A 12,007-nucleotide genomic window follows, 5' to 3' on the forward strand; every position below is an offset into this window, starting at 1 on the left:
TATTGCTCGAATTCTGGATCTACTCTTGTGCACTTTGGTGTCTGTTGATTGCCTTGCGCAAGCAATAGAACCCGTTGGCGGCACACGTCCGCCGAAAGCCTACTGAGTGGAGCTCCCCGGTGACCGACGACGATGACCTCGTCCAACTGATTACCCCGAACGGCAGGCGAGTCGAGCACCCCGAGTACTCCGGCCTGGTCGAAGACATCGACATCGCAGCGTTGGGTCGCCTGTATGAGGACCTGGTCGTGGTGCGGCGCATCGACACCGAGGCCACCGCTCTGCAGCGTCAGGGCGAACTCGGGCTCTGGGCGCCGCTCTTGGGACAGGAAGCCGCGCAGGTTGGTTCGGCGCGTGCCCTCGACCCGCAGGATTTCGTCTTCGCCAGCTACCGAGAGCACGCGGTCGCTTACTGCCGAGGTGTCGATCCCACGCAGATGCTCCGATTCTGGCGTGGGTCCACGCATTCGGGATGGAATCCGTTCGAGTACCGGATGACGACGCCGGCGATCATCGTCGGCGCGCAGGCGTTGCACGCCACCGGCTATGCGCTCGGCATGCAGTTCGACGGCGTCGACGGCGCGGCCATCACCTATTTCGGTGACGGCGCGACCAGTCAGGGCGACATTTCCGAGGCCTTCGGCTTCGCTGCGAGTTTCCACGCGCCGGTGGTGTTCTTCTGCCAGAACAATCAGTGGGCGATCTCCGAACCGGTGTCGTTGCAGACCCGGGTGACCATCGCCGAGCGGGGTCGTGGGTTCGGGGTACCGAGCGTTCGGGTCGACGGCAACGATGTGCTCGCGGTCATCGCGGTGACGAGAGCGGCGCTCGCTCGGGCCCGCGAAGGCAGTGGTCCGACGCTGATCGAGGCCGTCACCTACCGGATGGGGCCGCATACGACCTCCGACGATCCCACCCGCTACCGCCCGGCCGCACTGGACGACGAGTGGCGCGCCAAGGATCCACTCGACCGAATCAGACTGCTGCTCGAGGAGGCGGGCGCCCTCGGTGATGACGTGCGCGTTGCCATCGGGACGCAGGCCGATACGACCGCGGCTGCGCTGCGTCGCGGTTGTCTTGACACCGTCGAACCCGCGCCGTTGTCGATGTTCGACGAGGTATACGCCGAACCCCATCCCCTGATCGACGAGGAGCGACGCGAGTTCGCCTCGTACCTGCAAGGATTCGAAGGAGATGCCTCATGAGCACGGCAATCACCCCCGAGATCCTCCCGATCGGCAAAGCGATCAACTCAGGTCTGCGGGCAGCGATGGAGGATGACCCGAAAGTCGTACTGCTGGGCGAGGACATCGGCAAACTCGGAGGCGTCTTCCGTGTCACCGACGGTCTGCAGAAGGACTTCGGGCCGCAGCGTGTCATCGACACCCCGCTGGCCGAATCCGGGATCATCGGTACCGCAGTCGGTCTGGCGATGCGCGGTTACCGCCCGGTCTGCGAGATCCAATTCGACGGCTTCATCTACCCGGCCTTCGACCAGATCGTCTCCCAGGTCGCGAAGCTTCACTATCGCACCGGTGGCAACGTCAAGATGCCCATCACCATCCGGGTGCCCTACGGCGGCGGCATCGGGGCCATCGAGCACCACTCCGAGTCCCCCGAGGGCTATTTCGCCGCCACCGCCGGACTACGCGTCGTCACCTGCGGGACATCCGCCGATGCGTATCAGATGATCCAGCAGGCCATCGCCTCCGATGATCCGGTGATGTTCTTCGAGCCCAAACGGCGGTACTGGGAGAAGGGGCCCCTGGGTGACGGTGACCCATATCCGCTGCACAAGGCCCGAGTTGTCACTCCCGGCACCGACGTCACCTTGGTTGCGTACGGCCCGTTGGTGGCGACCGCAGCGCAGGCCGCGAAGATCGCCGCAGAGGAGGGCCGTTCCATCGAGGTCATCGATCTGCGGTCGATCTCGCCGCTCGACGTCGACACCGTCTCAGAGTCGGTCCGCCGTACCGGACGGCTTGTGATCACCCATGAGGCACCGGTCTTCCTGGGCATCGGGGCCGAGCTCGCCGCGCGGATCGGGGAGCGCTGCTTCTTTCATCTCGAGGCCCCGGTGGGGCGAGTCGGTGGATTCACGCTGCCGTATCCGCCGTCCAAGCTCGAAGAACACTTTCTCCCCGACGTCGACCGCATCCTCGATGCCGTCGACCGAACGTTCGCACTCTAGGAGCCGACCGAACCAATGCCGACCATTCACACGTTCCTCCTGCCCGATCTCGGTGAGGGCCTCACCGACGCCGAACTGCTGACCTGGCTCGTGGCGGTCGGGGACACAGTCGAACTGAATCAGAACATCGCCGATGTGGAGACGGCCAAGGCATCGGTCGAGTTGCCTTCCCCCTACGCCGGGACAGTGGTGGCTCTTCATGCCGAAGAAGGCACGACCGTCGAGGTCGGTAGTCCCTTCATCGACATCGAGGTGGCCGGTGCGCACGCACCTGACGCTCCTGAACCGACAGTCTCGGAACCGGCGCAGGAACGGACGCCGGTTCTGGTCGGGTACGGCGTGGCCGCTGAGAACACCGGTCGCAGACGCCGTCGCCCGGCACCCGCTGTCGCGGTGGCCCCTGCCCCACAACAGGAACGACCGCTGGCGGCGCCACCGGTGCGATTCGCGGCTCGGCGCGGCGGCGTCGACCTGAACGACGTGCAACCGTCCGGCCCCCGCGGTGAGGTGACCCGCGACGATCTCGAGCAGTACGTGTCGCGGACGGTGGCTGACAGGCCTACTGCCGGGCCCGAGCCGGACATCGCGGCCGCGAGCCCGTCTGGCGTCGTCGGTCTCGACGAAGAACGCACTCCGATCAAGGGGGTGCGTAAGCACACCGCGGCAGCGATGGTCCAGAGTGCATTCACCGCACCACATGTCACAGAGTTCATCACCGTCGACGTGACACCCATGATGGATCTCCTCGGAAAACTGAAGCAGTCCAAGCATTTCGAGGCGGTGCGGATCACCCCGCTGGCTCTCGTCGCGAAGGCGTTGCTCGTTGCGCTGCGCACGAACCCGTCCCTGAACTCGTCCTGGGACGAGGTGAATCAGGAGATCGTCACGAAGCGGTACGTGAACCTCGGTATCGCCGCCGCGACCCCGCGCGGCCTGATGGTTCCCAACATCAAGAACGCCCACACTCTCGGTCTGCGCGACCTGGCGGGCGCGCTGGTCGCGCTGACGACCACCGCGAAAGACGGACGGACCGGGCCAGAAGATCTCGCTGCCGGAACCATCACCATCACCAATGTCGGTGTCTTCGGTGTTGATTCGGGAACGCCGATCCTCAACCCCGGCGAGGCGGCGATCCTGTGCTTCGGGGCAGTTCGCCGGCAACCGTGGGAGTACGAAGGCGAGATCGTCCTGCGATCGATCACGACATTGAGCTTGTCGTTCGATCACCGACTCGTCGACGGCGAACAGGGCTCGCGGTTCCTCGCGACGATCGCCGACATCCTGTCCGACCCCATCAGCCTGATAGCGCTGAGCTAGCAACACCGAAATCACCACGAGGAGAACTGATGTCCGAGACCCCCGACGTGCTCATTCTGGGCGGTGGTTCGGGTGGCTACGCTGCTGCGTTCCGAGCCGCCCAACTCGGTAAGAGCGTGACCCTCATCGAAGAGGACAAGGTGGGCGGCACCTGCTTGCACCGCGGGTGCATCCCGACCAAAGCGCTGCTGCACGCCGCCGAGGTGGCCGACACCGTGAGGGCGGCGGCGAAGGTGGGTATCGGGGCAGAGCTGACCAAGGTCGACGTCCCTGGGATCCACGCCTACAAGAACTCGGTGGTGGACAGACTCCACCGCGGTCTGCAAGGGCTCGTCAAGGCGCACCGGGTCAAGATCGTTCACGGCACCGGGCGATACGTCGGCGGTTGCTCCGTACGGGTCGGCGAGGACACCTTCTCCGGCCGATCGCTGGTGCTGGCCACCGGCTCGTACGCGCGCCGTCTCCCGGGGGTCGACCGGGGTGGACGCATCCTGACCAGCGACGACGCGCTGGAACTGCCGAGTGTGCCCGAAAGGGTACTGGTGCTCGGGGGAGGTGTGATCGGCGTCGAATTCGCCAGTGTCTGGGCGTCGCTGGGGGCCGAGGTCACCGTGGTCGAGGCGCTGCCGCGGCTCATCGCGGGGGAAGACGAGTGGTCGTCGAAGCAGCTCGCCAGGGCGTTCAAGAAGCGCGGTATCACGGTCAAGACGGGTGTCCGCTGTGTGAGCGTCATCGAACACTCCGACGGTGTGACGACGACACTCGACGACGGCGACACGCTGGAAGCAGATGTTGTCCTGGTCGCCGTGGGTCGTGGACCTCGTACTGCCGACCTCGGTCTGCCGGAGGGTGGAATAGACCTCGACGAAAGGGGCTTCGTCACCGTCGACGCCACCTTGCAGACATCACGAGCAGGTGTGTATGCCGTCGGCGACATCGTTTCCGGTCCACAGCTGGCCCATCGCGGATTTGCGCAAGGAATCCGGGTGGCGGAGACGATCGCCGGGCAGGCCCCGGTGCCGCTCGACGACCATCTGATTCCTCGGGTCGCATACTGCAATCCCGAGGTCGCCTCTGTCGGACTCACCGAGGCGCGCGCACGCGAGCAGTTCGGTGACGTCTCGGTGCTGGTCTACGATCTCGCGGGCAATGGCAAGAGTCAGATCCTCGGCACCGCCGGTGGCGTGAAACTCATTCGCGCCGGGGTGGATTCAGGACCTGTAGTCGGCATCCACATGGTCGGGGAGCGCGTCGGTGAATTGATCGGTGAAGCTCAGCTGACTGTGGGCTGGGGCGCTTATCCGCAGGATGTCGCCGGGTTGATCCATGCTCACCCCACCCAGTCCGAAGCGTTGGGCGAAGCCCATCTGGCGATGGCCGGAATCCCGTTGCACGCCCACGCTTGATCTGCTCACACACGAAAACGCCCGCTCTCATCGATGCACCGATGAGAGCGGGCGTTTGTTCTTGTACGAACTCAGGTCAGCGGGCTGCGTCGACGGCGAATCTCTCATTTCGCGACCGCAGCTCCGATTCGGTGGCGGGCACCAGGAAGTCGCGCGCCTCCGACACGCCCTCCTGTGCGGTCACGACGCGGGGCCGCATCAGCTGCTCGTAGCGACCGAACGCCTCTGCGTGCTCGGACGGTGTCGCGGCCAGTTCGGTTGCCAGATGATGGGCGCCGATCATGGCCAGGGACGTACCGCGGCCGGAGAAGAGGGACGCGGCATGGGCGGCGTCACCGATCAGGACGACGCGGCCTTGCGACCATTGCGGCATGTGCACCTGACTCACCGAGTCGAAGTAGAGCCGGTCGGTTTCGGCGATCGAGCGCATCAGGAAGTCTGAACGCCAGCCACCCTCGCCGTCCAGGAGTGCGGCCAGCACGAGCTTCTGGTCGGCGAGGTCGCGATTGTCGTAGTCGACCTCGGGCGTTCTGACGGCCATGAACCCGATGGTGCGGTGCACGTAGTCGTTGATGCAGAACATCTTTCCGGGTGTGCTGAAGGTGATGCTCTCGCCGGATGTTCCCGAACCGAGAGGAAGGTCCACGAGCGCGGTGTAGGTGTCGAGGTGCCTGCGGAACTGGTGTTCGGGCCCGAAGACGGCTTCGCGCACAGTCGAATGGATTCCGTCCGCACCGACGACGTGGTCGTATCGATCCGATCGTCCGGAGGACAGCGCCACCTCGACCTCCCCGCCTGTGTCGACCACCGTGTCGATGGAGTCGTTGTAGACGAACTCGACGCCGGGGCCGATCGCTTCGTGCAGGATGGCTATCAGGTTGTCCCGGGCGATCTCGATGTCGTCCGGTGAATCGGCCGCGTACTCGTTGGGCAGCACTGCGATCGGTCCACCATGGGCGTCGACCCAGGTGGTGAAGGCATTGCGTCCCGAGGTTGCGACCCGCTGATCGTGCACTTTCTCCGCGATACCCATCGCGGATGCGACCTGCAGCGCGTCGCCGCGGATGTCGATCGGCGACCCGGAGACGCGAAGTGCCGGCGCGCGCTCGACCACGGTGACGTCGAATCCGAAGCGATCGAGCCAATACGCGACGGACAGGCCGGCGATGCTCGCTCCTGAAACCAGCACTGCCATGGGTTGCCTCCTGATGAGTTGTTGAGCCGGCATTCGATCGTATTCAATCGTATGGGATAGGATCCAATCTAGCAGGCCGGGGTGCTCGACGCACGGTGTGCGTTGAATCAACATGACGACGTTTCCCGGGGCGGCCGTCTGGCGAACGGTACGAGAGAGAAGCTGTGACATGCAGGACAAAGCAATCACCCTCGACGACGGTCGAACGGTGCAGTGCATATCGGAGGGCTCCGGCCAACCGTTGCTGCTCATCCACGGGATCGGCAGCGACCGTAGACAATTCGTCGATCTCGCCGGACGTCTTGCGCCGGGCATCGAAGCGGTCGCCTACGATCAGCGCGACACCGGCGAGCAGATCAGTGATCGCCAACGGTATTCGATGGAGGACTTGGCCGACGACGCGGCAGATCTGATGACCGCCCTTGGCTGGTCCTCTGCGCATGTACTGGGGACCTCGTTCGGCGGCGCGATCGCGCAGCACCTGGCCGTTCGGTACCCGGAGCGTGTGCGCACCCTGGTGTTGGTCTCGACGACGGCAACGCACGCCTCGACACGCACGTTCGCCGATGGCTCGACCGCGATGACAGCAGACGAGCGTGCCCTGGCGATGCTGGACGCAGCGGTGAGTCCGGCGGCCAGAGCATCTGATCCCTCGATCGTCGAGACGGTGCGCGCGGCGCTGGTGCGCAGGCCCGACGAACTCCATGCCCGGCGGCTCGCAGCGCTCGCAGGCCACGACACCACCGATGTGCTGGGCTCGATCCAGATGCCCACCCTGGTGGTGCACGGCACCGACGACACAGTGATCCCCTACGAGGCCGGATGCACTCTGGCCGAACAGATTCCGGACGCAGTGTTCTGGAGCATCAAAGGTGCCCGGCACGCCACCGCCTTCGAATGCGCGGACGAACTCGCGCGGCGGGTGTCGCAGCGTGTTCTTCAATTTTGAGCGACCCGTACATACCGCGGTGGGGGCGCCCAGGTCAGGGCGCCCCCACCTTCTTCTACTGTTCGCGCTCAGTCGGCGAGATGCTTCTCGAGATCATGGCCTCGCCCCCGCCGGTAGATGACCGCGCCGTAGATCGCTCCGATGACGGGGATCGCAGGCATGGCGGCGACAACCCACGACGAGCTGCCGGTGACGTCCTGGTAGTTGATGATCACGATGACGCCGATGGCGGCAAGGAGCAGACCTGCCACTGCCGGGGCGATCCTGGACGACCACATCGACTCGCCCTCGAGAAGTCCCCGGTACGACGCGACGACAACGCTGAGGCTGCAACCGATCATGAGACCGAGGATCGAGAGGGACGTGATGCCGGAGACTGCCGGGAACAGGTTGATGATCGGGTCCGACTTGGCGATCACGAACGGGATCAGCACGATGAGTGAGATGGCGATCTGGATCGCCCCGGACACCTGAGGGGTCCCGAACCGAGGATTGACGTCCGCACAACGATGGGGGAGAAGTCCGGAACGGCCGAGGGCGAACATGTACCGGGACGCCATGTTGTGGAACGCGACAGCGGCCGCAAGGAAGCTGAAGGCCACCAGCAGGCTCAGCATCTGTTCAGACCAGCCACCGAGATAGAGGTCGGCAGTTGCGAAGATCAACCCGCCCGGGTCCTGCGCGGCGACTGCTTGGACATCGGAGAACGCGGCGACGATGGACCAGGTCGATCCCATGAAGATCAGCACGAGAAGGGCCAGTGCGCAATACGTGGCGACCTTGATGCTGCGCCGCGCCGCCCGCGCCTCCTCGCCGTAGATCGCGGTGGCCTCGAAGCCCGCGAATGACAGCACGCAGAACACCAGCGACAGTGCGAGATTGCCCTCGAACATCCGATCCGGTGCGAAGACGTCGAGCGAGAACCCCTCGGGCCGTTGGACGAGGATGGCGACACCGAGCCAGATGATGATGACGAACTGGGCGATCGACACAAGGGACGTGACCCGTTTGGTGATCTCCACGCCGATGAAGCCGAGCGCGGCCGTCACCAGCAGGGCCAGAGCGCCGTATACATACCAGGGAAGATCGATGTCTGTCATCGAGCTGACCGCGATATCAGTGAAATAGCCTGTGGCGGCGATCATTCCCGCCGCAGCGAGGTTGTAGGCGATAGTGGCGACGAATGCCGATGCCGAACCCGACGCCTTACCGAGGCCGTAGCCGATGAAGGCATAGTAGGCGCCGGCGTTGATGACACGTCGACTCAGGACCACATAGCCTGCGGTGAACACTGCAAGGAGGATCCCGACGAGGAGCAGCAATCCGACAAGGCCTTCGCCGACCCCGAAGGCAAGTCCGATGGATAGGTTCGAGGCCATGGCGGTCAGGGGTGCGGTCGCCGCGACGACCATGAACACCATGCCGGCCACTCCGATCGTGTTCCGTTTGAGGTGGTCTGTTTCGGTGGTGCTGACGAGCTCGTCGTTCGGGACGGCCATTGCTATCTCCTGTGATGTGGGTGAATCAGGTGTGAGGGCATGGGGTAACCACGCAGGGGCCGCGTGATCTCTGGTCTTCAGGCGACCGGCGAGGAGGTGGGGCACCGACGGTGGTCGGCGTGGGAGCGCTGGGCCTAGGTGATGTCAGCGACCGTCGGAAGCGCTGAACGACCCGCGATCGTTGTGCTGCCAAGGCAGTTCGTCAGCGCTGGGTGAGGTCTCGAGCAGTTCGATCACGAAGTGAGTGACCTTTTCTGTGCCGAGGTTGCGAACACGGTGTGGGTGCAACGGCTGTGCGGATCCGACCGTCTTGTAGAGAACGAAGCCCGGTTCGGCGTGCTGCGAGATGCCCCACTCTGCGTCGCCGAGCTCTTGGCCCTGTACGTCGCCGGCGTCCGGCCAGAGGACCACGTGGTCGTGATGGTGCTGGTGGAAGTCGAAGATCCCGCCGGGTTCGAGGGTCATCGACCAGACCCGTACTCGATCGTTCTCGAAGAGAAGTGTGTCACCGGGCGTGGGAGGGATTGCCTCACCGGAAGGCGCAGGGATGTCTGTCATGAGTCGCTCCTTGGGTCTGAGTGCTGGGATCAGTCTCGCTGATGTAGTCGATTTGTGTAGTTGGATCCGAAAAAAATGATCGGGATTCAATCGAGACCTTGCCACCAGGTGACAGCCTCGTCAACCCGAGTAAGTAAAGAATGCGCAGCTAGAGGATGTTTCTGCAGTGTTAACGGAGGCTGATCGTGCAGTTTCGCCAACGCCCCCCGGCAAGCGCGAACGGGTGTTGCTCCCGCCAACTGTCAAGATTTCCGGTAGCTTTTGGACATAATCGGATCCAATAGTGAGTCTTCAACGAGGAGAACCATGTCGTTCGCTGCCCCGGCCGAGTTCCAGACGAGGCCCGACCTCACCGGCACGTTCGGTATGACCGCATCGACCCACTGGCTGGCGTCCGGAACGGCTCAATCAGTCCTCGAACGGGGTGGCAACGCATTTGACGCTGCGGTTGCTGCCGCCTTCGTCCTGCACGTCGTGGAACCGCACCTGAACGGCCCGGGTGGCGACCTGGTGGCGCTGGCGTCACCGGTGGGAAAGCCGCCGGTCGTGCTGATGGGCCAGGGCCCGGCGCCCGCGGCGGCCTCCATCACCCACATGAGGAGACTGGGACTGGACCTGGTGCCGGCCGCCGGGGCCCTGGCGGCGGCGGTGCCGGGAGCGGTGGATGCCTGGTTGTTGATGCTGCGCGACCACGGAACGTGGGAGCCCGCAGATGTTCTCGAGTATGCGATCGGCTATGCGGACAACGGCCACGTGCTCGCGGATCGGGTGGTCGCGGTGATCGACACCGTCGCAGATCTGTTCTTCGAGCATTGGCCGACATCGGCGGAGCTGTGGATGCCCGATGGTCGTGTCCCCAGATCCGGCAGCCTGTTCCGGAACCACGCGTATGCCGCAACGCTGCGGCGCCTGGTGAGCGCCGGACGCGGTCGTCGATCGCGCTACGAGCGCATCGATGCCGCCCGAGCGGAGTGGTGCGCGGGGTCGGTCGCCGAGCAGATCGATGCGTTCGTGCGCCGGCCACACAGACATTCGGACGGGCGGGACCACCGCGGGGTGCTCCGCGCGTCCGACATGGCCGCGTTCGAGGCATCCTGGGAGCAGCCGGTCCAGTTCGACTTTCGCGGGGTCACCATCCTCAAGTCCGGCCCCTGGGGGCAGGGACCGGTGTTGTTGCAGGCCCTCGCCATTCTCGACGAGTTTCCGGATTCCGAGATCGACCCATCGACAGCGGTCGGTGCCCACAATGTCCTGGAGGCACTCAAGCTCGCCCTGGCCGACCGGGACGCCTACTACGGCGACGGACAGGATCGCACGCATCTCGACGTGCTCCTGTCGCGGGAGTATGCGGCGGTCCGCCGGAAGGAGATCGGCGAACGTGCGTCCGCCGAGTTCCGGCCGGGTGTGTGCGCCGTCAACCCCTTCCTCCCACCCCTCATCGAGGCGGCATCCGGCGAAGCATCAGGTGCCACAGGCGAACCGACAGTCACGGTGACCGGTGAGACACGGGGCGACACCTGCCACATCGATGTCATCGACCGGTGGGGAAACGCGGTGTCCGCGACACCTTCTGGTGGCTGGCTGCAGTCGTCGCCGACAATTCCCGAACTGGGGTTCGCGCTCGGGACCCGGCTGCAGATGACCTGGCTCGACCCGGCCTCGCCGTCTGCACTGCGTCCGGGCATGAGGCCGCGGACCACACTGACGCCGACGATGCTCATGCGCGACGGGTGGGCTGTGGGCGCTCTGGGCACCCCAGGCGGTGATCAGCAGGACCAATGGCAGCTGAGCTATCTGCTGCGGACTCTGATCGGCGGCTACACGCCTCAGCAGGCGATCGACGCCCCGACGTTGCACACCACCTCGATGCCGGGTTCGTTCTGGCCGCGCGCCTGGGAACCGGCTGGAGCCGTGGTCGAGGACCGGCTGGGAGACAGGGTGATCGACGAGCTCGTCGCTCGCGGACACAAGGTGACCAGGGCGGGCGACTGGGCGCTCGGACGCTTGAGCGCAGTCACGCGCGATCCGGTGACCGGGGTCCTGGGCGCTGCGGCCAACCCGCGTGGCTCGCAGGGTTATGCGGTCGGCAGGTGACGGCGACGGCGCGGCGGTCAGGGCGCGAACGAGTCCTGCGATCGGCTGGTGATCAACTCCCGTGCCCGGCGGGAATGCTCGATCATCTCGGCCCGCGCAGTGTCGCCGTCCCGGCTGTCGATGGCCTTGGCGATGGCCTCGTGCGCGTCGGCGTTCTCGGCGAGCAGGCGGGGATCGGCGTCGAGGGCCGTCCACGTGAGGTTCCGTGGGATCCGGTGGTGGAGCGAGGAGACGGTGGCTCGCAGCTGGGTGTTGCCGCCTGCCTCGAGAATGGTGTCGTGGAACGTCGAATTGGCTTGTACCCACCGTCGCCGCAGTTCGGCGGTGTCGAGGTCCCCGGTGAGCGCGTCCGCGACGATCCCCCGGAAATCCTCGACCGCCGCGTAGAGCACCTGCATCTGCGCATGGGTGATCAGGCGGGCGGCCTCGTGCGCCGCGTGACCTTCGAGCAGGGCCCGCACCTCGAAGACCTCTGTCAGCTCTCGCAGCGATGGCTGCCGCGGACGCGCGCCGCGGTTCGGTACCATCTCGACGATCCCGAGCGCCTGCAGTTGACCGAGGGCCTCGCGGATGGGCATTCTGCTGACGCCGAGTTCTTTGGCGAGCGTCTCCTGTCGGATCCACGTGCCGAAGTTGTAATCACCGCGGCTGATCCGCTCCGCAATGGTGTCGGCGAGCTGCTGCACCAGCGGCGATGTGGTCCCGACCGGGTTGTTACCGCCCGTACCGCCGGCGCGGCGCCCATCGGGGCTGTCTGCCATCGAGTTCCTCCCACGGTACTGACAAAGATTGGATCCA

Annotated in this window: 10 protein-coding genes; 6 read left to right on the plus strand and 4 right to left on the minus strand. The window is 65.2% G+C overall.

From position 1 onward, the window contains the following. The first annotated feature begins 119 nt into the window (after window positions 1-119). The 4 genes from pdhA to lpdA are packed head-to-tail and all read left to right on the plus strand — an operon-like array spanning window position 120 to window position 4,914. A complete protein-coding gene (gene pdhA / locus J3S28_RS14705) occupies window positions 120-1,205 on the plus strand; it encodes a pyruvate dehydrogenase (acetyl-transferring) E1 component subunit alpha (RefSeq protein ID WP_207841498.1) in 1,086 nt (361 codons plus the stop codon). Continuing rightward, window positions 1,202-2,191 carry an alpha-ketoacid dehydrogenase subunit beta gene (locus J3S28_RS14710; protein WP_207841499.1) on the plus strand — a complete coding sequence of 330 codons (990 nt, stop codon included), beginning with the start codon at window positions 1,202-1,204 and terminating at the stop codon, window positions 2,189-2,191. The genes pdhA and J3S28_RS14710 overlap by 4 nt, the downstream gene beginning before the upstream one ends. Before the next feature lie 15 nt (window positions 2,192-2,206). Next, entirely contained in the window at window positions 2,207-3,508 is a 1,302-nt protein-coding gene (locus J3S28_RS14715; protein ID WP_207841500.1) for a dihydrolipoamide acetyltransferase family protein, read from the plus strand. 29 nt (window positions 3,509-3,537) lie between these two features. After that, the gene (gene lpdA / locus J3S28_RS14720) at window positions 3,538-4,914 is read left to right on the plus strand and encodes a dihydrolipoyl dehydrogenase (RefSeq protein WP_207841501.1); all 1,377 of its coding nucleotides are present in this window, start codon (window positions 3,538-3,540) and stop codon (window positions 4,912-4,914) included. Between the two features lie 76 nt (window positions 4,915-4,990). Here lpdA and J3S28_RS14725 read toward each other — a convergent pair whose 3' ends face one another. Then, a complete protein-coding gene (locus tag J3S28_RS14725) occupies window positions 4,991-6,109 on the minus strand; it encodes an FAD-dependent monooxygenase (protein WP_207841502.1) in 1,119 nt (372 codons plus the stop codon). A 169-nt stretch (window positions 6,110-6,278) separates the two neighbouring features. Between J3S28_RS14725 and J3S28_RS14730 the strand changes: the two genes are divergently transcribed. After that, the gene (locus tag J3S28_RS14730; RefSeq protein WP_207841503.1) at window positions 6,279-7,058 is read left to right on the plus strand and encodes an alpha/beta fold hydrolase; all 780 of its coding nucleotides are present in this window, start codon (window positions 6,279-6,281) and stop codon (window positions 7,056-7,058) included. Window positions 7,059-7,126: 68 nt separating this feature from the next. On the opposite strand, the gene J3S28_RS14735 is transcribed toward J3S28_RS14730, so the two are convergent. After that, a complete protein-coding gene (locus tag J3S28_RS14735) occupies window positions 7,127-8,557 on the minus strand; it encodes an APC family permease (protein WP_207841504.1) in 1,431 nt (476 codons plus the stop codon). Between the two features lie 144 nt (window positions 8,558-8,701). Beyond that, entirely contained in the window at window positions 8,702-9,115 is a 414-nt protein-coding gene (locus J3S28_RS14740; RefSeq protein WP_207841505.1) for a hypothetical protein, read from the minus strand. Between the two features lie 306 nt (window positions 9,116-9,421). On the opposite strand from J3S28_RS14740, the gene J3S28_RS14745 reads away from it, so the two are divergent. Continuing rightward, window positions 9,422-11,209 (plus strand): gamma-glutamyltransferase family protein, encoded by a 1,788-nt coding sequence (locus tag J3S28_RS14745; protein ID WP_237341609.1) that lies wholly within the window; start codon window positions 9,422-9,424, stop codon window positions 11,207-11,209. A gap of 17 nt (window positions 11,210-11,226) precedes the next feature. Here the strand turns inward: J3S28_RS14745 and J3S28_RS14750 are convergent, their stop codons facing one another. Further along, the gene (locus J3S28_RS14750; protein ID WP_207841506.1) at window positions 11,227-11,970 is read right to left on the minus strand and encodes a GntR family transcriptional regulator; all 744 of its coding nucleotides are present in this window, start codon (window positions 11,968-11,970) and stop codon (window positions 11,227-11,229) included. Window positions 11,971-12,007: the final 37 nt, after the last annotated feature.

This window comes from Williamsia soli (genome assembly GCF_017377795.1).
Lineage (GTDB): Bacteria > Actinomycetota > Actinomycetes > Mycobacteriales > Mycobacteriaceae > Williamsia > Williamsia soli.

Excerpts from the sequence above, each read along its gene's own strand:
- J3S28_RS14710 (WP_207841499.1), top strand. The coding sequence starts at position 1,202 with ATGAGCACGGCAATCACCCCCGAGATCCTCCCGATCGGCAAAGCGATC.
- J3S28_RS14715 (WP_207841500.1), top strand. The coding sequence starts at position 2,207 with ATGCCGACCATTCACACGTTCCTCCTGCCCGATCTCGGTGAGGGCCTC.
- lpdA (WP_207841501.1), top strand. The coding sequence starts at position 3,538 with ATGTCCGAGACCCCCGACGTGCTCATTCTGGGCGGTGGTTCGGGTGGC.
- J3S28_RS14725 (WP_207841502.1), bottom strand. The coding sequence starts at position 6,109 with ATGGCAGTGCTGGTTTCAGGAGCGAGCATCGCCGGCCTGTCCGTCGCG.
- J3S28_RS14730 (WP_207841503.1), top strand. The coding sequence starts at position 6,279 with ATGCAGGACAAAGCAATCACCCTCGACGACGGTCGAACGGTGCAGTGC.
- J3S28_RS14735 (WP_207841504.1), bottom strand. The coding sequence starts at position 8,557 with ATGGCCGTCCCGAACGACGAGCTCGTCAGCACCACCGAAACAGACCAC.
- J3S28_RS14740 (WP_207841505.1), bottom strand. The coding sequence starts at position 9,115 with ATGACAGACATCCCTGCGCCTTCCGGTGAGGCAATCCCTCCCACGCCC.
- J3S28_RS14745 (WP_237341609.1), top strand. The coding sequence starts at position 9,422 with ATGTCGTTCGCTGCCCCGGCCGAGTTCCAGACGAGGCCCGACCTCACC.
- J3S28_RS14750 (WP_207841506.1), bottom strand. The coding sequence starts at position 11,970 with ATGGCAGACAGCCCCGATGGGCGCCGCGCCGGCGGTACGGGCGGTAAC.